This window comes from Blastococcus sp. SYSU DS0616, assembly GCF_054051015.1.
In genome coordinates, this window is the sequence record NZ_JBJHAJ010000001.1 from 111,738 (window position 1) to 132,770 (window position 21,033).

Annotated in this window: 21 protein-coding genes and 1 riboswitch; of the genes, 4 read left to right on the forward strand and 17 right to left on the reverse strand. The window is 75.4% G+C overall.

Features of this window, described 5'->3' with window-relative positions; all coding sequences use genetic code 11:
* Positions 1-2 precede the first annotated feature (2 nt).
* From ACI79K_RS00650 to ACI79K_RS00675, 6 genes are all read right to left on the reverse strand, one after another.
* Positions 3-230, reverse strand: coding sequence for a hypothetical protein (locus tag ACI79K_RS00650; RefSeq protein WP_456588546.1), 228 nt, complete (start codon positions 228-230; stop codon positions 3-5).
* Between the two features lie 40 nt (positions 231-270).
* Entirely contained in the window at positions 271-426 is a 156-nt protein-coding gene (locus ACI79K_RS00655) for a hypothetical protein (protein WP_456588545.1), read from the reverse strand.
* Between the two features lie 53 nt (positions 427-479).
* Positions 480-1,109, reverse strand: coding sequence for a hypothetical protein (locus ACI79K_RS00660; RefSeq protein WP_456588544.1), 630 nt, complete (start codon positions 1,107-1,109; stop codon positions 480-482).
* 100 nt (positions 1,110-1,209) lie between these two features.
* Positions 1,210-1,371 carry a hypothetical protein gene (locus ACI79K_RS00665; RefSeq protein WP_456588543.1) on the reverse strand — a complete coding sequence of 54 codons (162 nt, stop codon included), beginning with the start codon at positions 1,369-1,371 and terminating at the stop codon, positions 1,210-1,212.
* A gap of 110 nt (positions 1,372-1,481) precedes the next feature.
* Positions 1,482-4,667: a carboxyl transferase domain-containing protein gene (locus ACI79K_RS00670; protein WP_456598630.1), complete on the reverse strand. Its 3,186-nt coding sequence runs from the start codon at positions 4,665-4,667 to the stop codon at positions 1,482-1,484.
* 111 nt (positions 4,668-4,778) lie between these two features.
* A complete protein-coding gene (locus ACI79K_RS00675; protein WP_456598631.1) occupies positions 4,779-5,864 on the reverse strand; it encodes a ScyD/ScyE family protein in 1,086 nt (361 codons plus the stop codon).
* A 463-nt stretch (positions 5,865-6,327) separates the two neighbouring features.
* A riboswitch (cyclic di-AMP (ydaO/yuaA leader) is annotated at positions 6,328-6,484 on the forward strand.
* 14 nt (positions 6,485-6,498) lie between these two features.
* Between ACI79K_RS00675 and ACI79K_RS00680 the strand changes: the two genes are divergently transcribed.
* The gene (locus ACI79K_RS00680) at positions 6,499-7,020 is read left to right on the forward strand and encodes a C40 family peptidase (protein WP_456588540.1); all 522 of its coding nucleotides are present in this window, start codon (positions 6,499-6,501) and stop codon (positions 7,018-7,020) included.
* Between the two features lie 143 nt (positions 7,021-7,163).
* On the opposite strand, the gene ACI79K_RS00685 is transcribed toward ACI79K_RS00680, so the two are convergent.
* Both ACI79K_RS00685 and ACI79K_RS00690 read right to left on the reverse strand, forming a co-directional pair.
* The gene (locus ACI79K_RS00685; protein ID WP_456588539.1) at positions 7,164-7,646 is read right to left on the reverse strand and encodes a hemerythrin domain-containing protein; all 483 of its coding nucleotides are present in this window, start codon (positions 7,644-7,646) and stop codon (positions 7,164-7,166) included.
* A complete protein-coding gene (locus ACI79K_RS00690; protein ID WP_456598632.1) occupies positions 7,643-8,566 on the reverse strand; it encodes a Rieske 2Fe-2S domain-containing protein in 924 nt (307 codons plus the stop codon). The genes ACI79K_RS00685 and ACI79K_RS00690 overlap by 4 nt, the downstream gene beginning before the upstream one ends.
* A gap of 123 nt (positions 8,567-8,689) precedes the next feature.
* Between ACI79K_RS00690 and ACI79K_RS00695 the strand changes: the two genes are divergently transcribed.
* Positions 8,690-9,589 (forward strand): SMP-30/gluconolactonase/LRE family protein, encoded by a 900-nt coding sequence (locus ACI79K_RS00695; protein WP_456598633.1) that lies wholly within the window; start codon positions 8,690-8,692, stop codon positions 9,587-9,589.
* Positions 9,590-9,688: 99 nt separating this feature from the next.
* Here the strand turns inward: ACI79K_RS00695 and ACI79K_RS00700 are convergent, their stop codons facing one another.
* A complete protein-coding gene (locus ACI79K_RS00700; protein ID WP_456598634.1) occupies positions 9,689-10,702 on the reverse strand; it encodes a diguanylate cyclase domain-containing protein in 1,014 nt (337 codons plus the stop codon).
* Positions 10,703-10,876: 174 nt separating this feature from the next.
* Between ACI79K_RS00700 and ACI79K_RS00705 the strand changes: the two genes are divergently transcribed.
* Positions 10,877-12,103: a transglycosylase domain-containing protein gene (locus ACI79K_RS00705; RefSeq protein WP_456598635.1), complete on the forward strand. Its 1,227-nt coding sequence runs from the start codon at positions 10,877-10,879 to the stop codon at positions 12,101-12,103.
* Positions 12,104-12,115: 12 nt separating this feature from the next.
* Here the strand turns inward: ACI79K_RS00705 and ACI79K_RS00710 are convergent, their stop codons facing one another.
* The 7 genes from ACI79K_RS00710 to ACI79K_RS00740 form a co-directional block, all read right to left on the reverse strand.
* Positions 12,116-12,577: an NUDIX domain-containing protein gene (locus ACI79K_RS00710; protein WP_456598636.1), complete on the reverse strand. Its 462-nt coding sequence runs from the start codon at positions 12,575-12,577 to the stop codon at positions 12,116-12,118.
* A gap of 61 nt (positions 12,578-12,638) precedes the next feature.
* Positions 12,639-13,469, reverse strand: a complete 831-nt coding sequence (locus tag ACI79K_RS00715) for an ABC transporter ATP-binding protein (protein WP_456598637.1) — start codon at positions 13,467-13,469, stop codon at positions 12,639-12,641.
* On the reverse strand, positions 13,466-14,518 hold the full coding sequence (locus tag ACI79K_RS00720) for a FecCD family ABC transporter permease (protein WP_456598638.1): 1,053 nt from the start codon (positions 14,516-14,518) through the stop codon (positions 13,466-13,468). Before ACI79K_RS00720 ends, ACI79K_RS00715 begins: the two co-directional genes overlap by 4 nt.
* Positions 14,515-15,564 (reverse strand): FecCD family ABC transporter permease, encoded by a 1,050-nt coding sequence (locus ACI79K_RS00725; protein ID WP_456598639.1) that lies wholly within the window; start codon positions 15,562-15,564, stop codon positions 14,515-14,517. Before ACI79K_RS00725 ends, ACI79K_RS00720 begins: the two co-directional genes overlap by 4 nt.
* Positions 15,561-16,583 (reverse strand): iron-siderophore ABC transporter substrate-binding protein, encoded by a 1,023-nt coding sequence (locus tag ACI79K_RS00730; RefSeq protein WP_456598640.1) that lies wholly within the window; start codon positions 16,581-16,583, stop codon positions 15,561-15,563. The genes ACI79K_RS00725 and ACI79K_RS00730 overlap by 4 nt, the downstream gene beginning before the upstream one ends.
* Before the next feature lie 125 nt (positions 16,584-16,708).
* Complete coding sequence (locus ACI79K_RS00735) at positions 16,709-17,506, reverse strand: helix-turn-helix domain-containing protein (RefSeq protein ID WP_456598641.1); 798 nt, start codon at positions 17,504-17,506, stop codon at positions 16,709-16,711.
* Positions 17,507-17,685: 179 nt separating this feature from the next.
* Positions 17,686-17,853: a hypothetical protein gene (locus ACI79K_RS00740; protein ID WP_456588528.1), complete on the reverse strand. Its 168-nt coding sequence runs from the start codon at positions 17,851-17,853 to the stop codon at positions 17,686-17,688.
* A gap of 194 nt (positions 17,854-18,047) precedes the next feature.
* Between ACI79K_RS00740 and ACI79K_RS00745 the strand changes: the two genes are divergently transcribed.
* Positions 18,048-19,322: an ADP-ribosylglycohydrolase family protein gene (locus tag ACI79K_RS00745; protein ID WP_456598773.1), complete on the forward strand. Its 1,275-nt coding sequence runs from the start codon at positions 18,048-18,050 to the stop codon at positions 19,320-19,322.
* Here ACI79K_RS00745 and ACI79K_RS00750 read toward each other — a convergent pair.
* Positions 19,303-20,988, reverse strand: a complete 1,686-nt coding sequence (locus ACI79K_RS00750; protein ID WP_456598642.1) for a CocE/NonD family hydrolase — start codon at positions 20,986-20,988, stop codon at positions 19,303-19,305. The genes ACI79K_RS00745 and ACI79K_RS00750 overlap by 20 nt on opposite strands.
* Between the last annotated feature and the right edge of the window lie 45 nt (positions 20,989-21,033).

Sequence of the window (21,033 nt, forward strand, 5' to 3'; positions counted from 1 at the left end):
GCTCAGCCCTGCGGGCCGGTCGCGTCGGCGATGCCGCCCGGTTTGTCGCCGTCCTGGCCGCTCGGCGTCCGGGTCACGTCCCCGGACATGCCTCCCTCGGCCGCCCGGGGCGACTGCTCCCGTGCGGCGCCGACCTGGCCCTCCTCCGGGGTCTCCCCCGGCAGCCCCGCCTCGTTCGATGGGTCGTTCGCGCCGCCGTAGGGGCGGCCGGTCATGGATCCCTCGGTCATCTCGGCCCTCCTCGTGCCCGGCCGGTCGACGCCGCCCCGGTCAGCGCGCGGTCGTGCCGCCGGAGCCGGTGCCCTTGCCCTTGTTCCTGAAGTTCGAGACGGCGTCCTTGATCTTCTGCTGGTTCTGCGGCTTCCTGGCCTCGTCCATGACCTTCTTGGCCATGCCACCCTTGGCGATCTTGCTCATGATTCCCATGCCCCGGTGGATGCCCACTGCGCCGGCACGGGAACCCCCGGAAGGCGATCGGATCACGCGGCCCCGGGCGGGTCGGCCTCCGCGTCGGGCCCGGCGCCCGGGTCGCGGGCGAGCAGGTAGGTGGCCACGCCGAGGATGATCCCGGCGGCGGCGGACAGCGCCACGATCACCGGGGTGCTGATCTCGCCGAGCACGGCGGTGAGCAGGTCGCGGGAGCGGGACGTGGGGTCGGCGAGGACCACCCCGACGAAGACGGCGACCAGCACCCCGGTCCCGGCGGCGGCGACGTGGGCGAGCCGGCCGGTGAACCCCATGCGATCGCTCACGCTGCGGGCGGCCTTGACGATGCGTCCGGCGCGCAGGATGCGCAGGGCGCCGACCGTGCGCACCAGCCGCAGGATCTGGACCGGGCCGAGCGCGAAGACGACGGCGACGACCACCGCGACGGTGAGGGCGACCAGCCCCACGTGCCCGCGCAGCCAGGCACGCTTGTTCTCGGCGACGACGAGCAGGATCACCGTCTCGGCGACCAGCACCAGCCCGCTGACGGCGTCGATCGCGTGCCCGGCGGTGCCCAGCGTGCCCTCGGCGACGGTGAGGAACATGGCCGGGATCGAGGCCAGCGCGGCCACCAGGACCGGCACGGCGAGCCGCTCCTGCCAGCGCTCCTCGCGGGTCTTCACCGGGGCCCGGGAGGCGGACCCGGGAACGGGAGCGACCCCCGGCCGCGAGGCGGCTGCCTCGGGACCGGGGGTCGCTCCGTGGTTCCGCACGGTGCGGGGGTCAGCGGGTGGCGCCGCGACCCTTGCCGCCGCCGCCGCCACCGCTCTTGTTCTGGAAGTCCGCGATGAACTTCTTGATCTTCGCCTGGTTCTGCGGCTTCTTGGCCTCCTGGAACACCTTCGCCGCCACCCCGGACGCGATGAGCTTCCGCATCATTCCCATGTCTGCCTCCTCGTCGTCGCACCGGCTCGCCGGCCGGCCGGCTGATCAGGACCATCCCTGCCCCGCGGCGGCCCCCGCCAACCACCGGGCGGCAAGTCTCACCCGGTCGGTCACCAGGTGTCGACGTGCGGGCGCACCTTGCCCGGCGGCCGGGGGGTGGCCGCCGCCTCGCGGGTCAGCGTGGCGATCCAGCGGCGGGTGTCGACGGGGTCGATGACGTCGTCGATCTCCCAGTGCGCGGCGACGTTGAGGCCGCGGCCCTTCTCGTAGGCGGCGGCGACGGCGGCGTCGAACGCCGCCGCCCGCTCGGCGTCGTCCTCGATCGCGGCGAGCTCCCGGCGCATGCCGAGGCGCACCGCGCCCTCCAGGCCCATCGGCCCGAACTCGCTGGTCGGCCAGCCGACGGTGAACCGCGGCACCTTGGTGCTGCCCCCGGCCATCGCCTGCGCGCCCAGCCCGTAGGCCTTGCGGACGACGACGGTGCCGACCGGCACCGACAGGGTGGTGCCGGTGACGAACAGCCGGGAGAAGTGGCGCACCGTCGCCGTCTTCTCCGACTCCGGCCCGACCATGAAGCCCGGGGTGTCGCAGAGCGAGAGCACCGGCAGGCCGTGCGCGTCGCAGAGCTGGAGGAAGCGGGCGGCCTTGTCGGCGGCGTCGGCGTCGATGGCCCCGCCGAGATGCGTGGGCACGTTGGCGAGGACGCCGAGCGGCGCACCCTCGACCCGCGCCAGAGCGGTGATCATGCCAGCGCCCCAGCCGTCGCGGAGCTCGAGCACCGACCCCTCGTCGGCCAGCGCCCCCAGCACCGCGCGCATGTCGTAGACCCGCTTGCGGTTCTCGGGCACGAGGTGGCGCAGCAGCCGCTGGTCGGGGGCGGTCCACCCGGCCACCGGCCCCTGGAAGTACGACAGGTACTGCCGGGCCGCGGCGACGGCGGCGGCGTCGTCGGACACCCGGATGTCGACGACCCCGTTGGCGTGCTGGACGTCGATCGGCCCGATCTCCTCCGGTGCGACCACGCCGAGCCCGCCGCCCTCGATCATCGCCGGTCCGCCCATGCCGATGTTCGCGTCCTCGGTGGCGATGACGACGTCGCAGGTGCCGAGCAGCGCGGCGTTGCCGGCGAAGCAGCGGCCGCTGGCGATGCCGACGGTGGGCACCAGCCCCGACAGCCGGCCGAACAGGGCGAAGGCCGCCGTGTCGAGCGCGGAGACGACCGGGTGGTCGACGTCGCCGGGCCGCCCACCGCCACCCTCGGCGAAGAGGACGACCGGCAGCCGCCGCTTCTCCGCCAGCTCGAACAACCGGTCCTTCTTCAGGTGCCCGCGCATGCCCTGGGTGCCGGCGAGCACCGTGTAGTCGTAGGAGACGACGACCGCCGGGTGGCCGGCGATGTCGGCGAGGCCGCCGACGACGCCGTCGGCGGGCGTCTTCCGCTGCAGCTCCTCGCGGCTGCGGCGGCGCTCCTGCGCGGCGAAGACCAGCGGCCCGTACTCCAGGAAGCTGCCCTCGTCGACGAGGTCGGCCAGGTTCTCCCGCGCCGTGCGCCGGCCCAGCGCGTGCCGCTTGGCGACGACCTCGGGGCGGTGCTCGTCGAGCCCCAGCTCGTGGCGGCGGCGCACCTCGGCGAGGTCGGGGCGGTCGGCGTCGAGGTCGATCGCCGCCGCGTCGGCCGCGGCGTCACCGTCGGCGTGCTGCACGTCGGCGAGCAGCTGCCCCTGCCGCACGGTGTCGCCGACCCGCACCGCGATCCGGCGCACGGTGCCGCCGGCCGGCAGCGCGACGACGTGCTCCATCTTCATCGCCTCGAGGACGACGACCGCTCCCCCGGGCTCGACCGTGCTGCCCTCGGCCGCCGCGACCGCGACGACGGTGCCGGGGACCGGCGCGCGCAGCCCCTCCCCCGCCTCGGGCGCGGGCGCGGCGCTGCCGGCCAGCTCGGCGAGGTGGTCGTCGACGAAGGTGGTGGTGGCGCGTGCGGCGTCCGGGCGCGCGAGCAGGGCGCGGAGGAATTCGGTGTTGGTCGGGACGCCGGCGACCTGCACCTCGCCGAGCGCCCGGTGCAGGTGGCGCAGCGCGTCGGCGAGCGCGCCCTGCCGCTCGTGCACCACCACCTTGGCCAGCAGCGGGTCGTAGCGCGGGCTCTGCTCGGCGCCGGGGCGGGCGGCGGTGTCCACCCGCACGCCCGGGCCGCCGGGAAGCGCGAGGGCGGTGATCGTGCCGGCGGAGGGAACGACGGCGCCGTCGGCGGTGAGGGTCTCGGCGAGGACGCGGGCCTGGACGGCGGTGCCGACCGGACGGGGCGCACCGTCGGCCAGCCCCAGGTCGGCGAGGGTCGCGCCGGCGGCAACCCGCAGCTGCATGCGCACCAGGTCCAGGCCCAGCGTCTCCTCGGTGACCGTGTGCTCCACCTGCAGCCGCGGGTTGCACTCCAGGAAGGCGAACCGCTCGGGCGCCCCGGCGGGCACGAGGAACTCGACGGTGGCCAGCCCGCGCAGCCCGACGTGCCGGGCGAGCGCCGCCGCCGCGTCGTGCAGCCGGCCGCGGACGGCATCCGGCAGGTCCGGGGCGGGGGCGATCTCGACGACCTTCTGCCGGTTGCGCTGCAGCGAGCAGTCGCGGTCACCGAGGACGACCACGTCCGCGCCGGCGTCACCGAGCAGCTGCACCTCGACGTGCCGGGCGTCCTCGACCAGCTCCTCGGCCAGCAGCGCCTCGGTGCCGAACGCGACGCGGGCCTCGCCGGCCAGCGCGGCGACCGCGGCCGCGACGTCGTCGCCCCGGCGCAGGACGCGGGTGGCCCGCCCGCCCCCGCCGAATCGCGCCTTGAGCATCACCGCGCCGGTCGCGTCGAGCAGGTCGGCGACCTCCTGCGAGGTGGCGGCGTCGCCGGTGCCGTGCGGAACCGGCACGCCGGCGGCCTCGGCGGCCGCGCGGGCGAGCACCTTGTCACCGAGCGTCTCCAGGACGGAGGCGCCGGGGCCCACCACCGCCGGCGCCTCGCCGCTGACGCCGCACGCCCGGGGCAGCGCCGGGCTCTCGGAGAGGAAGCCGTAACCGGGGTGGATCAGCGCGCAGCCGGTGTCCACGGCGGCCTGCACGACCGCGGCGGCGTCGAGGTAGGCCGCCGGACCGCTGCCGGGGAGGAGGTGGACCTCGTCCGCGGCGGCGAGGTGCGGGGCGTGCGGCTCGTCGGCGGCGGCGACGGCGACCGACGTCAGCCCCTCGGCGGCGGCGGCGCGGGCGATGCGGACGGCGATCTCGCCACGGTTGGCGATCAGCAGGCGGGCCACCCGGCGATGCTCGCACGCCCCGCCGACCGGCCTGTGGCGGTGGTCACCCCGCAGACGACGGTGCCGCGGCCGGAAGGCCCGGTCGCGGCACCGCCGTCCTCGCAGGATCGATCAGGGCTGCAGGCCCGTGAACGCACCCGAGCCGATGCGCTGCACCTCACCGGCGCCGGGCATGCCCAGGAAGCCGGCCACGCTCCACGCCGAGGCGTACAGGTGCCCGTGCGTCCACTCCAGCCCGGTCGGCATGGTCACCTGCGCGGTGGCCCGCTCGCCGGAGGGCGAGATGCGGGTGACCTCACCGATCGTGGAGGGGTCGAAGTCCTCCGCCGGCGGGCCCTCGGGGAAGCCCTCGAGGACGTTGGACGCGTAGACGGTGCCGTGCGGGTCGACGGCGACGCCGGTGACCCCCGTCAGCCCACCGATCACGTCGACGACCTCGCCGTGCCGGTCCAGCACGTAGACCCGCGCCGCACCGGGCGCCTCGGCGCCCAGCGTGCCGACGTAGATGAGGCCGTTCGGGCCCTCGGCGATCTCGGTCGGGACCGAGTCGCACCCCACGGTGCCGGGGTTGTTCTCGGCCTCCGCGCACTCGGGGGTGTCGGTGACCGTCGGCGGCACGAAGAACGTGCTGATCTTCCCGCTGCGCAGGTCGATGGAGAGGACGGCGTTGGCGCCGGCGTCGCTGACCAGCAGCCGGTTGGGCTGGGCGAGCACCGCGAACGGGTTGGACAGCGTCTCGATCGGCACCTGCTCGCCGTCGACCTCCATGAACTGCTGCTGGCCGTCGGGGTTGTGGTCCAGCTCGTACTGGAGGAGGTCCCACGTGCGCAGGATCTGGCCGTTCGGCTTGGCCTCGACGACCACCTGGCTGGGTGTGCCGGGCGGCACGGGGGGAGCCCCCTCCTCCGCCGGCGGGGCTTCGCCCACCGCGACGAAGAGGCCGCCGTACTTGTAGTCGACACCCTGCGCGTTGCCCAGGCCGCTGAGCAGCGTCCGGACCCGCCCGTCGCGCAGGTCCACCGAGGACACCTCGCCGGAGTCGGCCTCGGCCACCACGAGCTGGTGGCCCTTGAACTCGCTGAGCTGACGCGGTCCGTCCAGCCCCGCCGCCACGGTGACGATGTCGTCCTCGCCGCCGTCCGCCAGTGCCGTCGCCGGTGACACCGCCACCAGCGCCAGCGCCGCGGCCGCTCCCACGGCCGCCCTCCCTGCCTTCATCCTGCTCCCCTTGCCTCGAGATCCCCCGTGGAACGTCCGGGAAACTGCCAGGCGTCTGCCACCGGGAAGTGAACCGTCGACGTCCGGTTCTCCCGCTCCCTGTGCGTCGTTGCTAGGTGTAGTCACTCCATCGACGGCGTCCCGGGAGGCTCCGGATCAGCCCTGTACGCGGCGGACACGGCGGAGCGCACAGCGTGCGGACCCGCCGCGACGGAGGAAGTAAGCGTGCGCTGACGATCGGTGACCGGCGAGGCCGCGCCTCGCGCCGTCGTCCGCGCGTCCACGGTGGTCGGCGCGCGAGTCGCCCGGGCCCGCCCCCGTGGTCGACACGCCGCTCGCGGGCCGGTCCCCCGCGTGTCGGCCGGTGGGTAGGTGGACGGATCCCGACCTAGCGTCGTCGCGGTCCGGACGGGATCCCGTCGTCACCGCTCCCGGTGACACCCGTCCGACACCGCCGAACCGGGCGTCGGATCCGACCGCCGCCCGGACCGGGGACCCACCGCAGCACTGGGGTGAAGCGTGGCCGCGAGCCGGTCACGCCGGGCGAGTTCCCCGCCCGAACCCGTCAGCTAACCCGGTAGGCGGTCGATGGAGAACAGGAGAACCGTCGTCCATGACGACCACGCGCACGTCCACCACCCGCCGCTCCGTCCGCGGCGCGGCGCTCGCACTCTTCACCGGAGCGGGCATCGCTCTCACCCCGTTCGCCGCCACCGCCTCCACCGGTGACGGGGGTGGCGGCGGTACGACGACCGTCGTCACCACGCCCGTCGTGGCGCCCACCCACGCCGCGCAGGTCGCCGTCGACACGGCCCTGGCGCAGCAGGGCAAGCCCTACGTCTGGGGCGGCACCGGCCCCGGCGGCTACGATTGCTCCGGCCTGACCTGGTCGGCCTACCAGGCCGCGGGCGTGGAGATCCCCCGGACCTCGCGGGCGCAGTCGACGGCGGGGGTCTACGTGGACCGGGCCCACCTGCAGCCCGGCGACCTGATCTTCTTCTACGACCCGGTCGGTCACGTCGGCATGTACATCGGCGACGGGCTGATGGTGCACTCCTCCACCTACGGCAACCCGGTGGCGGTCGTGCCGGTGGACTCGATGTGGGGCTACAACACCGCGCGTCGCGTCGTCTGATCCGGCGCTCTCCCCGGTGCCCCGGCCGATGCGGCCGGGGGCCGCGGGGCGCGGGACGCCCCCCCCCCCCCCCCCCCCCCCCCCCCCCCCCCCCCCCCCCCCCCCCCCCCCCCCCCCCCCCCCCCCCCCCCCCCCCGGGGCGTTCACACCAGGCGCAGCGTCGCCCGCTTGAGCCGCACGATCAGCCGCATGCCGCCGGACTCCACCAGCTCCCGCTGCCGTGCGCGCAATTGCTCACCGAGCTGCTCGAGCCGCTCCTCGCCCAGGGCGTGCGCCTGGGGGAACATCCGCTGCTCCTCCTCCATCGTGTGGTGGCGCAGCGTCTTCTCCAGCATGCGCACCTCGGTGGTGAACTCCGGGTCGTCGGGTGCCGTGCGCATCACGGTGGCCAGCTGGTCGTCGATCTGCCGGTGCTCGGCGTGCGCGAGGGAGAGCAGCGGCGAGACGTCGACGACGGCCGGGTAGAACAGCTCGTCCTCGATCTGGGTGTGGATCTCCAGCTCCCGCAGCAGCCGGCCGCGCAGCTCCTCCCGCCGCTCGGTCTCCTCGCCGGTCGTCTCCGCCAGGTCGCGCAGCAGCCCGCGCAGCACGTCGTGGTGGGCGGTCAGGACCTCGTCGGCCTTCATCGGGATGCCTCCTGGACGGTGGTGATCGCGGTGGGCGTGCGCCATTCGGCCCGACGGCGCACCTCGACCCGGCCCTCGCGGACCCGCGTGTCGAAGCAGGGCAGCGGTGCGGTGGAGGGGCCCTGGGCCGGCTCACCGGTGGCCAGGTCGAACCGCGACCCGTGCCAGGGGCAGACCAGGTCGCCGCGGTGCAGCCAGCCCTCCCCGAGCGGCCCGCCCTGGTGGGGGCAGCGGCCACCGACGGCCTGCACGGCACCCCCGGTGGCGACGAGGACGACGGGCATGCCGTCGACGTCCACCGGCACCGGCTCGCCCTCGGGCAGGTCGGCCAGGGCGGCGGCGTCGGTGAAGCGCCGCGGTTCGTAGCTGCGGACGGCGTGGTCGGTACCCATCCCGTGCCGGTAGGAGAGCGCGCCACCGAGCCAGCCGCTGGCGACGGTGACCGCGTAGCCCGCGGCGGCGGTGACGCGCGCGCGGGCGGCCCGGCCGCGGGCCCGATCGGCCAGCGACCAGGTGTAGAGCGCGAGCGCGGCACTGTTCAGCCCGGCGTGCACCAGCCCGACGCGGCGGGCCTGGTCGTGGGCGTGCTGCCAGTCGGTCAGCCCGGTGACCGCCGCGGCCACCGCGCCGGCGACGCCGACCCGCACCGCGGTGCGGGCCGCCGCCCCGGAGCCCGGCCCGCCGCGGCCCGTGGCGTCCAGGGCGTCGAGGGCCAGGGCCGCCGTCCACGACCCGATCGGCACGGTGACCAGGGCGGGGTGCAGCGGGTGGCCGAGCCAGACACCGTGCAGCAGGTCCTGCAGCGGCCGGGCATAGCGCCCGGCGAGCAGGAAGGTCAGCGAGATGCCGTGCTCGACCGGGTAGCTGGGGGCGTCGAGGACCTCCCAGCGCTCGACCGCCCGCAGGGTCCGCTCGAACACCCCCCGCACAATCACCGGCGCACTCTCCGTCGACGCATTCTTCGCATCTGCCCAGGTGGGGAGCGGTGAAACAGCGCGGGACCGGCTCGTGCGCCGCGCCGCGGCGTCGTAGCGTCCGGTGCCATGGCGACGCGAGAGTTCCGGACGGTGCTGGAGGGCGGTTCCTACTTCGAGGGGCCGCGGTGGCGCGACGGGCAGTGGTGGGTCTCGGACTTCTACCGGCGCACCGTCAGCCGGGTCTCGCCCGGCGGCGGGGAGAACGTCGTCCTCGAGGTGGAGAACCAGCCCTCGGGCCTGGGCTGGCTGCCCGACGGCTCGTTGCTCGTGGTGTCGATGAAGGACCACCGGCTGCTCCGGGTCGCCGACGGCGAGGTGTCCACGCACGCCGACCTCTCCGCGGTCTGCGGCGGGCACCTCAACGACATGGTGGTCGACGCCGCCGGCCGGGCGTTCGTCGGCGACTTCGGCTTCGACCTCATGGGCGGTGGCGCGCCCGCCCCGGCGTCGGTGAAGCGGGTCGACCCCGACGGCACGGTGACCGTGGTGGCCGAGGACCTGCGCTTCCCGAACGGCTCGGTGATCACCCCGGACGGCGGCACGCTGATCGTCGGCGAGACGTGGGGCAACCGCTTCACGGCGTTCGACATCGCCGCCGACGGCTCGCTGGGCGGCCGCCGGGTGTGGGCGGAGCTCGGCCCGATGCCGGTGGGCGACTCGGTCGAGGAGCTCATCGGGCAGGTGGTGGTCGCCCCCGACGGGTGCACGCTCGACGCCGAGGGGCACGTCTGGGTCGCCGACGGGCTGAACTCCCGGGTGGTCCGGGTGGCGGCCGGCGGCGCGATCGTCGAGGAGATCGCCGCACCGGACGGCATGGGCGTCTACGCCTGCGCGCTGGGTGGGGACGACGGCCGCACGCTGCTGCTGTGCTGCGCACCGGACTTCTACGAGCACACGCGGGCACCGGTGCGCGAGGCGGTGCTGGTGTCGACGGAGGTCGCCGTCCCGCACGCCGGCCTGCCGTGAGCCCGATGATGATCAGGTGACCTGATCGTCAGGGGTCCTGGCTCAGCGTCGACAGTGAGCCAGGACCACCGCAGGTGAGCCAGGACGCCGTGCCGGGGCTCACCAGGCCCGCGGCGTGCCCCGTCGGATCGCGCCGTCGACCGCCGGACCGGTGCCCTCGAAGAGCTCGGCCCGGCCGCGGCCGAGGACCTTCGCGTCGTAGAGAGCGCGGTCGGCACTGCGCATGAGCTGGGACGCGCTCTCGCCGAACGAGTAGCCGGCCACCCCGCAGGAGAGCGAGATGTCCGGGTGCAGCGCGCAGATGCGCCGCACGAGGGCGAGCGCCGTCGTGGCGCGGACGCCGGGCAGCAGCAGCGAGAACTCGTCGCCCCCGTGCCGGGCGAGCACCGCCCCGGCCGGCAGCTGCGCCCGCCAGACGTCGGCGACCCGGCACAGCACGCGGTCACCGGCCTCGTGGCCGTAGGTGTCGTTGACCGACTTGAAGTGGTCGACGTCGAGCAGCGCCGCCGACAGCGGCTCGCGGGTGCGGCCGGCCTCCGACAGCAGCTCGTCGAGCGCCTCGTCGAAGCCGCGCCGGTTGCGCAGACCGGTCAGGGGGTCGCGGCTGGCGCCCGAGGCGCGGATGACCAGCCGCCGGATGACGACGCCGAGGCCGACGAGCACGACGTCCAGGCCCAGCGCGGTGGTGAGCGGCACGCCACCGGAGACATGCAGGGACGCGGTGACGGCGGCTACCGCGAGAGCCTGGTGCGCCCACGCCTGGCGCCCGGTGAAGAACAGGTGCGCGTCGACGACGACGAAGCTGATGAGCGTGGCGGCGGCCAGCGCGGTGACCGGGTCGGGGCTGGCCACGACGGCCGTGGCGATGAGGACGTCCGCGGCACCCACCGCCACGTCGAAGACCCTGCGCGGCCACCGGGCGCCCCACCGGGCGACGACGACCGCGGCTGCCAGCGCGGTGAGCGAGAGCGCGAGCAGGACCGAGCGGAGGGCACCCGGCTGGGCCCCGGATGCGATGAGCAACCCGGCGGCGCCGCCGAAGCCGTAGAAGATGGCCAGCGTCTGCGCCATGACGCGCAGCGTCGCCACCTCGGGCGCTCCTGACCGGCTCACCTGGAGAACGTCGGCCGTTCCGCGCCCGACCTTGAGGCCCCGCCAGGGGTGACCCGCCTCGCACCGACTCGCCCGTCCGGTCGTTCCGGGGGCTCGGGACGCCGGGCGTCGACGGGGCCCACAGGAAACCTCCCTAGGATGACGGTTCGACGCCGACCTGAGGAGCACCGCCTCATGGCCCCCGTCCCGCCGGACCGCCGCACCACCCGCTGGCTCCGCCGCCGGCCCACCGAGCCGCTGCCGCAGCCGGAGCCCGCCCGGCGTCCCCGGTTCGACCGTCCACCGCCGGTGGGCAACGACTGGTACGGCGCTCCGCCGCCGGCCGGTGGCCCGCCGCGGTACGAGCAGCGTCCGTACGGACAGCCTCCCTACGAGCAGCCTCCCTACGGGCAGCCGCCGTACGGGCAGCCTCCCTACGGGCAGCCGCCGTACGGACCGCCGCAGTACGGGCCGCCGCCGCGCCCGTGGCCCGGGGAGGAGCCGCGGCGTGCCTACCCGACGGCCCGGCCGGAGGGCCCCTTCCCGCCCGCGCCCGAGCGTCCGCTCCCGCCGCCGCGCGGCCGCCGGGGTCGCCGGGACCGCCCTCCGCGGCGTCGCCGGGGGCTGGTCCGTCGCGTCGTCCGCGTGCTGGCCGTGGTCGGCGTCGTCCAGGCGCTGGTGGTGCTCTCGCTGCGCTGGGTGGACCCGCCCACGACGGCCTTCATGCTGGCCAACCCCGACGGCGCGATCCAGCAGTCGGTGCCGGTCGAGCACGTCTCCCGGAACTTCCTCGCCGCGGTCATCGCGCACGAGGACGCGCAGCTCCCCTACCGCTCGGGCGCCTTCGAGTGGGACGCGCTGTGGAGCCGGGCGACGGCCCACCTCTCCGGAGAGGACGACCCCTCGGGTTCCACGATCCCGCAGCAGATGGCCAAGAACCTGTTCCTCAACCAGGAGCTCAGCGCCTGGCGCAAGGGGGTCGAGGCCCTCCTGGCCGTCGAGCTGGCCGCGTTCGTCGACGACCGCCGGATGCTCGAGCTGTACGTCAACTACGCCCAGTTCGGGCCGACGATCTACGGCGTCTGCGCGGCCGGCTGGTACTACTTCGACTCCCCGCCGGCGGAGCTGTCCGCCGCGGAGGCCGTGCAGCTGGTCGGCCTGCTCCCCTCCCCCGGGCACGTGCAGCGGGCGCCCGGCGGCGGCATGGACTTCCAGGTGGACGACGGGCTGGGCTGGCTGTCCCGCTCGCACGTGGTGAACGCCCAGAACCGGGTGCCCGCGCACCTCGAGCGGCTCGGCTTCCAGCCGGTCGAGGACGTCGGCATCGAGGGGCTGGCCTCGGACCAGGAGCCGTCGGCCGACGACTGCTCGACACCTCCGCAGGAGGTCACCGACCTGATCGCCGCCGAGGGCACCGGCTGACCCGACCGCCGGTCAGCCGGCGAGGTGCGCGCCCAGCCGGTCGAGGAAGGGCAGCTGACCGCGGACGATCTTCACCCGCGCGGTGGCGAGGTCGAACCAGGCCGCGCGGTCGATCTCCGGGAACTCCTGCACCCGGCCCGACCGCGGCGGCCACTCCAGCTCGAAGGTGTTGCTGGTGATCGCCCCGGCGTCGAGGTCGCCCTCGCCGGCCCAGACCGCGAGCAGCTTGCGGCCGCGCACCTCGCCGAGCGGCTGCAGCGACGCGGCCGGCACCGGGCAGCCCAGCTCCTCGGCGAACTCGCGGCGCGCGGCGGCCTCGGCGTCCTCGGCCGGGTCGTGCTCCCCCTTGGGGACCGACCAGGCGCCGTCGTCCTTCCACGCCCAGAACGGCCCGCCCATGTGACCGAGCAGCACCTCGACCGCCTCGCCGGTGCGGCGGTACAGGAGGACGCCGGAGCTGCGGACGGGAGGCACCCGCTCAGCCTGGCATCCGGGCCGGGTGCGCGGACCCCGGGCCCGGACACGGCTCGGGCGGCTACCCGTGCGCGGTCAGCACCTCGGCGCCCGCGAGGTCGTGGTGCCGGCCGCGGGGCAGCATCAGCGGCTTCCCGGAAACCGGGTCGGTGACGATCAGGCTGGGCAGCCCGAACACCGCCTGCACCGTCTCCGGGGTGAGCACCTCCTCCGCGGTCCCGGCCGCGTGCACCCGGCCCCCGGCCAGGGCGACCAGGTGGTCGGCGTAGCGCGCGGCCAGGTTGAGGTCGTGCAGCACCATGACGATCGTCGTGCCGCGGGCGCGGTTGAGGTCGGTGAGCAGGTCGAGGACGTCGACCTGGTGGCTCACGTCCAGGAACGTCGTCGGCTCGTCGAGCAGCAGGACGTCGGTGCGCTGCGCGAGCGCCATCGCGATCCACGCCCGCTGGCGCTGGCCACCCGACAGCTCGTCCACCGGCCGGTCGGCGAGCTCGACGGTCTGGGTGGCCTCCAGCGCCGCGGCGACTGCCTCGTCGTCCTCCCGGCTCCAGCGGGACAGCAGCCGCTGGTGCGGGTGCCGCCCGCGGCCCACCAGGTCGGCCACGGTGATGCCCTCGGGGGCGATCGGCGACTGGGGCAGCAGGCCGAGGATGCGGGCCAGCTCCTTGGCCGGCATCCGGTGCACCGCCTTGCCGTCGAGCAGCACCTGCCCGCCGCGTGGGCTGAGCAGCCGCGACATCGAGCGCAGCAGCGTGGACTTCCCGCACGCGTTCGCGCCGACGATGGCGGTGATCTGGCCGGGCGGGATCGCCAGGTCCAGCGAGTCGATCACGGGGTCGTCGGTGTAGCCGAGGGTCAGCCCCTCGGCGAGGAGCCTCCGGTCGCGGGTCACAGGCCGCCTCCCGTGCGGTTGGTGCGGACGATCAGGTAGATGAGGTAGGGCGCGCCCAGCACCCCGGTGACGACGCCGACCGGGAAGCGGGTGTCGAGGGCGAACTGGCCGACGAGGTCGGCGACGAGCACGAGCAGCGCCCCCACCAGCGCCGCGGGGACCAGCAGCGAGCCGTGCGGCCCCACGATGCGGGCGGCGATCGGGCCGGCGAGGAAGGACACGAAGGCGATCGGCCCGCACGCGGCGGTGGCGAAGGCGAGCAGGCCGACGGCGGCGACGATCACCACGACGCGGGTGCGGTCGACCCGGACGCCCAGCGCGGAGGCGGTGTCGTCACCGAGCTGCAGCGCGGAGAGCTCCCGCGACCGGGTCAGCAGCACCGGGCCGAGCACGGCGAGGGCGACCAGCGCCGGCAGGGTCGCCGCCCAGGTGGTGCCGTTGAGGCTGCCGGTCAGCCAGCGCAGCGCCTCGGCGAAGTCCCACGCCCCGGCCTCCGAGAGGACCCAGGAGGTGATGCTCCGCGACATGGCGGCGACGCCGATGCCGATGAGGATCAGCCGGGTGCCCACGACGCCGTCCTTGAAGGCCAGCCCGTAGATGGCCAGCGCGACGCCCAGCGCGGCGACGATCGCCAGCGCGGAGACCGCGGTGCCGCTCCACCCGAGGACCACGATCCCGAAGGCGGCGGCGGCGCTGGCCCCGGAGGTGATGCCGATGACGTCGGGGCTGGCCAGCGGGTTGCGCAGCATCGTCTGGAAGGTGATCCCGGCCAGGCCGAAGCTGAGCCCGGCCACGACCGCGAGGACCGCGCGCGGCAGCCGCAGCCGGCCGACGGTGAACGACGCCCCCGGCACCTCCTGGCCGAGCACGACGCGGAGCACGTCCCCGGGCGGGTAGAAGGTCCGCCCGACCATCAGCGTCGCGGCGAAGGTGACGACCACCAGCCCGGCGAGGACCGCGATGACGGTGCGCCGGCGGGCGGAGCGGCGCACCCGGCCGGCGGCGACGGCGTCGACGGTGGCCGGCCGGGCGGTGACGACGGCGGTCACAGCTCGCTCACCTTCTGCCGGCGCACGATCCAGATGAAGAAGGGGGCGCCGACGAGGGCGGTGAGGATGCCGACGTCGAGCTCCTCGGGCCGGGCGACGACCCGGCCGATGACGTCCGCCGCGGTGAGCAGGGCCGCGCCGGTGAGGGCGGAGAACGGCAGCAGCCACCGGTGGTCGATGCCGACCAGCAGGCGGCACAGGTGCGGGACCACGAGCCCGACGAAGGCGATCGGCCCGGCGACGGCGGTGGCGGCGCCGCAGAGCAGCACCGAGCCCAGCGCCGCGACACCCCGGGCGAGCGCGACCCGCTCGCCGAGGCCGGCGGCGAGGTCGTCGCCGAGCACCAGGGAGTTGAGGCTGCGGGCCGACAGCAGGCTGACCGCCAGGCCCACGAGGAGGAAGGGCAGCACGGTGCCGATGCGGTCGAAGGTGGCGCCGCCGACGCCGCCGATCTCCCACGACTGGACGCTCTCGGCGATGTCGCCGCGCGGCAGCGCGATGGCGGTGACGAACGAGGTGAGCGCGGCGGCGGTGGCCGCGCCGGCCAGGGCCAGCTTGAGCGGGGTGGGCCCGCCGCGTCCCAGGGACCCGACGGCGTAGACGAACAAGGCCGCGGCCCCCGCGCCGGCGATCGCCGTCCACACGATCGCGGTCTCGGAGAACAGGCCGAACCAGGCGAGCCCGACGACGACGGCGAGCGAGGCGCCCATGTTGATGCCGAGGACGCCGGGGTCGGCCAGCGGGTTGCGGGTGACGCCCTGCATGACCGCGCCGGAGAGCCCGAGCGCCGCGCCGACGACGACGGCGAGAACGGTGCGCGGGATCCGCTTGGTGACGGCGGCCTCGGCGATGGTCTCCGAGGAGCCGCCGAGGGCGGCGACGATGTCGGCCCAGCCGACGCCGCGGGAGCCGATCGCCACCGAGGCGCCCATCAGCGCGACGAGGACGGCGAGGACGACCAGCAGCCAGAGCAGCCGGACCGACCCCGGACGCCGCCACGGGAGGGCGGCGGCATCCGGGGCCGGCGGGGTGTCGACCGAGGTCACGGGGCCTTGGCGGCGGCCTCGGCGAGCATGCCGACGTAGTCCTCGAGCACCCACGGGATGGCCAGCGGGGTCGGGTTGGCGGCCGTGCCGAGCGGAGTGTTCGGCAGCAGCACGATCGCGCCGTTGCGGACGGCGGGCATCTGCGCCAGCAGCGGGTCGGCCTCGAGCGCGTCGACCAGCGACTGGTCGCCGTAGGTGACGATCAGCTCGACGTCGTCGAGGGTGTCGATCTGCTCGGCGCTGATCGAGCCGGAGAACTGGTCCGGGTCGGTGGAGGCCGCGGCGATGCTCCCGGGGGTGGCGAGGCCGAGGTCCTCGAAGAACGCGGCGCGGGTGTCCGCCGGGGTGTAGTAGCTGACCTCGCTGAGGTCGGTGGTGTCCACGTGAGTCATGAACATGGTGGCCGTGCCCTCGAGCTCGGGGTGCTCGGCGACGGCGTCGTCGATCTGCTGCTCGAGGTCGGCGACGAGCTCCTCGCCCTCGGCGGCCATGCCCATGCCGGCGGCGTTGACCTCGATCATGTCCTGCCACGGGGTCGCCCACGGCGCGTCGGGGTAGGCGACGACCGGCGCGATCTCGCTGAGGGTGTCGTAGTCCTCCTGCGTGAGGCCGGAGTAACCGGCGAGGATGACGTCGGGGTTCGTGTCGGCGACGGCCTCGAAATCGATGCCGTCGGTCTCGTCGAACAGCACCGGGGTCTCGGCGTCGAGCTCCTCGAGCTTCTCCTCGACCCAGGGCAGCAGGCCGTCGCCGTCGTCGTCACCGAAGTTGGCGGCGGCCATGCCGACCGGCACGACGCCGAGGGCCAGCGGCACCTCGTGGTTGGCCCACTGGACGGTGGCGATCCGCTCGGGCATCTCCGGGATCGTGGTGGTGCCGAGGGCGTGCTCGATGGTGATCGGCGTGAACTCCCCCGCGGACCCGGTGGTCTCCCCCGCCTCCGACGAGGAGCAGGCGGCGAGCCCGACGGTGAGCAGAGCGGCCGCGGAGGCGGCGGCCAGGTGGGATGCGCGGGTCATGGTGTCCTTCCGGGCGCGCCACGGCGGCGCGGTGATCAACTAAGGATTGCCTAACCGAAGTCTGAGTGACCGTGTCGGCGGAGACAATCCCTCGATCAGGACACCCGTTGTCGCGAAACGGACAGCTACTGGGCGCGGAAGCGTCCCGGGCTCATGCCGGTGATGCGGCGGAACGCGGCGCCGAACGCGCTGACCGACCGGAAGCCGACGCGGCCGGCGATCTGCTCGATCTCCGCTCCGTGGGCCAGCATCGTGATCGCGTGCTGGGCGCGGGCGGCGGCGACCCACTGCCCGAAACCGAGCCCGGTCTCGCTGCGGAAGGCGCGGGTGATGGTGCGCGTGCTGACGCCCAGGCGGGCGGCCCAGCCGGCGAGGGTGGTGTCGTCGGCGGGGTCGGTGCGCAGCGTGTCGACGATCGGGGCGAGCAGCCGGGACGACGGCACGCGCAGCAGCAGCTCCCGCGGTGCGGGGCGGAGGACGTCGAGCACCATCGCCTCGGTCGTGGCGCGGGAGCCGGCGTCGAGGTCGGGGGCGTCGAGCCGGTCGAGCAGCAGCCGCAGCAGCGGGGTGATCTCCACGGCGACGGGCTGGTCGGCCAGCCGGGGCGCGTCGTCGACGCAGAAGTGCACCGCGCGCATCCAGGTGCCGGCGGGCGCCCAGCCGGTGTGGCGGATGCCCGCGGGCAGCCAGAGCCCGTGCGCGGGGGTGATGGTCCACAGCCGGGAGTCGACGGTCACCGACGACGCGCCCCGGCTGTTCCAGAGCAGCTCGTGCGTCGGGTGCGAGTGCTCCTCCCACCAGGTGTCGGTGGAGAGCGCCGCCGACCAGCCCAGGGCGACGAACGGGACGTCGATCGACCCGGCCTCGTAGACCGGGAGGCTGATCCGCTCGACGGCCCGCGCCGCGAGCCCGGTGGCAGTCATCGACTCGCGCCCCCGGCCGGGACTGCGGGCTGGTCGACGATCACGTGCACGGCTCCCGGGGGTCTCAGCGCTCCTGCGTGACGGGAATCGTCGCAGAAGCCGCCGAGCGGGCGCCGGTGGCCCGGACGGCGGGCGTCGCCGTCCGGGCGGGGTGGTGCGGGCGGGCGGCGCCCGGTGGCTCAGCGCTCCCGGATGCCCTCGTCCGGCCGGGGCCGGTGCACCGGGCGCGGCCCGGCGGCGGGCTCCAGCCGCTGGGTGATCTCGAGCTCACCCGTCTCCGGGGCGGCGTGCCGGCCGATGCGGGGCATCTTGAACTCGGCCGTCTCGTCCAGCAGGTGCTTGCTCACGTCGCCGTCCTTCCGTGGAGGTTTCGCCCAGCGTACGGAGCAGAACGGGCCCGCCACGGCACCCGCGGGAAAAGCCCAGGTCGGCTGTTGCGTCCGGGACGTCTGTGGCGAACGGGTGCCCGCCTCGGCCCGCGCACGGCCCCGCGGGAGATGCTGGGACCGGTTCCGCCGTCCGAGGAGTGCCCGTGCCGTCCATGCACCGCAGCCACCGCGTCATGGGCGCGCTCGCCGGCTCGGCGGTCGGTGACGCGCTCGGGGCGCCGTTCGCGGCCGGCGCGCCGGGGCAGTTCTCGGCCCGATTCCCGGAGCCGGCGCGGGGCTCGCGGACGGAGATGCGCGGCGGCCCCGACGACCGGGAGCCGGGCGAGTTCACCGACCGCACGCGGCTGGCCCTGCAGGTCGGCCGGTCGCTGCTGGAGCGCGACGGCCCGGACGAGGCCGACCTGGTCGCGGCCGCGGGGAACGGCTCGCTGGCGCCGGCGGTACCGGCGGCGATCTGGGGCGCGCGGTCCGGGGCGGCGGCCTCCGCGGATGCCGCGCGGCGGATCTCGGCACTGACGTCCGGCGACCCGGCGACCGGTGAGGGCTGCGTGCTGTTCGCCGAGCTGCTGCGGGTGGCGCTGGACGGCGGCGACCCGCTGGCGTCGATCGCCGCCGCGCTCTCCCTGGTGGCCGACGAGCAGCGGTGGGCGGCCGTGCTCGCGCCGGGCTGGACGCCTGATCAGGCCGGCGGGCCGGGCGGCGCGGTGGAGCCGGCGCTTGGTGCGGCGGTGTGGGCGCTGCGGCGCGGGCGGTCCTTCGCCGAGGTGCTGCGACTGGGGCTCGACCTGGGCGGGGACACCGGCACGGTGGCGTGCGTCGCCGGGGCGCTGGCCGGTGCGGTGTTCGGCATGGGCGGCATCCCGATGCGCTGGGTCTCGTCGGTGCACGGCCGGGTTCCCGGGTCCGGCGAGCGGGTGGGGCTGGCCGACCTGCAGGAGCTGGCGACGCTGCTCGACGGGAAGCCGTGGGTGCCCAACGACCCGGGTGTCATCCCGCGGATCGGCCCGGCGGAGGTGCTGCCGGGCATCTGGGCCGGCAACCTCGACGGCGCCCGGTTCAGCGAGCGGGACTTCGCCGTCATCTCGCTGTGCAAGCTCGGCGAGCCGTTCGGGCACCCGGTGCACCGCGTCGCCCACCTCGCCGACACCGAGCACAACCCCGGGCTCGACGCCGTGCTGGCCGACGTCCTCGACGACATGGCCGCACTCCACGCCGAGGGACGCCGGCTGCTCGTGCACTGCCACGGCGGGGCGTCGCGGACCGGGCTGGTGCTGCGTGGCTGGCTGGTGCGGGAGAAGGGGATGTCGGTCGAGGAGGCGACGGCGCACGTCGCCGAGCGCTGGCCGCACCTGGGGCTGTGGAACGAGAGCTTCACCGCCGCGCTGCAGCGCCTCGCCGCTGAGCGGGTCAGCCCGTCGGCAGGATGATCGACGACGGCGCCGCGCCGCCATGGCAGATCCGGTGGGTCACCGGCACCCCGCGGGTGCCCTCGCCGGGCGACTCGCCGGTGCCGAGGTTGCGCGCGTAGCGCGGGTGGGCGCCGCCGGAGACCTGCAGCCGGATGCGGTGCCCGGCGCGGAAGCGGTGCGCGACGTCGGGCAGCGTCGTCTCCACGACCCGCTCCCCCGCCACCGGCTCCTCGCCTGGCGCCGGGTCGAGCCGCACCAGCCGGTCGGTGACGTTGATCGACGCACCGTCCGGGCCGACGTCGCACAGCCGCACGAAGACGTCTGCGTACGGGTTGTCGGACTCGTGGAACAGCCGCACCCGGGCGCCGCCGAGCAGCTCGACCGGCCGGCGCAGCGGCCCGGTGGTGAAGGTGCGGACGTCGTCGCGCGCCTCCAGTTCGCGGTTGTCCCGCTGGCCGGCGCTGGCGGCGAGCACCCGCCCGCCGACCGACGGGGTCGGGTCCATCGGGTCGTAGGTGAAGGTGGTCGGCTCACCCGGCGCTGTGGGGGCGTCGTCGTCCAGCCGCCCGCCCGGGGCGAGGTACCAGGCGCGGTCGGTGGTGGCCGGCGGCCAGTCGGGCATGGTGCGCCAGGTGCGGGCGCCGGTGACGTGCACCCGGACGCGGCCCGGCCGCTGCGGGACGGGCGCTGCGCCGTCGACGGGCAGGTGGGCGGCGAGCCAGGCGAGGCTCTCCGGCGTCGTCACGGCGGCGTCGATGGTGAGGTGCGCCCACGGGCCGAGGGTGAGGCCGACGTCGACGCCGCGGTCGCGCAGGACGGCGTACTGGTACAGCGTCTGCTCGACGAACCAGTCCTGCCAGCCGCCGATGAGCAGGGTCGGGACCGTGCTCGTGTGGACCGCGGGGGTGGCGCGGTAGCGGTCCCAGTAGGAGTCGGCGAGGTCGGGGTGGGCGAGCCACTCGTCGAACCACGGGGCCGGGGCGCCGCCGAACCGCTCGGCGAGCCCCTGCAGCGGGAGCTTGCCGAGGTGCGGGGCCAGCCGCCGCTCCGCCGTCATCAGCCGGTAGAGCCCGCGCAGGAAGCTGACCCGCTCCTGGTGGGCGACGAGCTCGGTCCAGATGGCGAGGTTGGTGAGCTGGAAGGCGCCGTCGACCATGCCCGCCTGGGCGAGGTCGTGCGGGCCGATGTGCAGCACCATCGCCTTCAGCTCGGGCGGCGGGTCGAGGGCCAGGGCCCATTGCGTGTAGCCGAGGTAGCTGGGGCCGAGGGTGGCGAGCCGGCCGTCGAACCAGGGCTGCTCGCGGAGCCAGGCGACGGTGTCCTGCCCGTCGTGCTCCTCGTGCACGACGGGGCTGAACTCGCCGCCGGAGCCGAAGGTGCCGCGCACGCTCTGCACCACCACCGCGTAGCCGCGCTCGGCGTACGGCACCGTCATCGCGAAGGCGAACCCGAGGCCGCGGCCGTAGGGCGAGCGGAGCAGCACGGTCGGGTGCGGGCCGGCCGACGCCGGCAGGTAGACGTCGGCGCGCAGGGTGGTGCCGTCGCGCATCGGGACGTCGACGCCGCGCAGCACCCGCACCTCGTGGGTGGCCGGGGGCAGCTGCCACCGCCGGCTCAGCGCCGCGGCGGCCATTCGGGCCGGCCGCGGGAGCGGCGTGGGGAGCGTGCGGTCGGTCCAGGGCACGAGAGCCTCCAGTTCGGTGGGCGGCGATCCGGGACCCTAGCCGCG

Excerpts from the sequence above, each read along its gene's own strand:
- ACI79K_RS00650 (WP_456588546.1), bottom strand. The coding sequence starts at position 230 with ATGACCGAGGGATCCATGACCGGCCGCCCCTACGGCGGCGCGAACGAC.
- ACI79K_RS00655 (WP_456588545.1), bottom strand. The coding sequence starts at position 426 with ATGGGAATCATGAGCAAGATCGCCAAGGGTGGCATGGCCAAGAAGGTC.
- ACI79K_RS00665 (WP_456588543.1), bottom strand. The coding sequence starts at position 1,371 with ATGGGAATGATGCGGAAGCTCATCGCGTCCGGGGTGGCGGCGAAGGTG.
- ACI79K_RS00680 (WP_456588540.1), top strand. The coding sequence starts at position 6,499 with ATGACGACCACGCGCACGTCCACCACCCGCCGCTCCGTCCGCGGCGCG.
- ACI79K_RS00685 (WP_456588539.1), bottom strand. The coding sequence starts at position 7,646 with ATGAAGGCCGACGAGGTCCTGACCGCCCACCACGACGTGCTGCGCGGG.
- ACI79K_RS00695 (WP_456598633.1), top strand. The coding sequence starts at position 8,690 with ATGGCGACGCGAGAGTTCCGGACGGTGCTGGAGGGCGGTTCCTACTTC.
- ACI79K_RS00705 (WP_456598635.1), top strand. The coding sequence starts at position 10,877 with ATGGCCCCCGTCCCGCCGGACCGCCGCACCACCCGCTGGCTCCGCCGC.
- ACI79K_RS00730 (WP_456598640.1), bottom strand. The coding sequence starts at position 16,583 with ATGACCCGCGCATCCCACCTGGCCGCCGCCTCCGCGGCCGCTCTGCTC.
- ACI79K_RS00735 (WP_456598641.1), bottom strand. The coding sequence starts at position 17,506 with ATGACTGCCACCGGGCTCGCGGCGCGGGCCGTCGAGCGGATCAGCCTC.
- ACI79K_RS00745 (WP_456598773.1), top strand. The coding sequence starts at position 18,048 with ATGCACCGCAGCCACCGCGTCATGGGCGCGCTCGCCGGCTCGGCGGTC.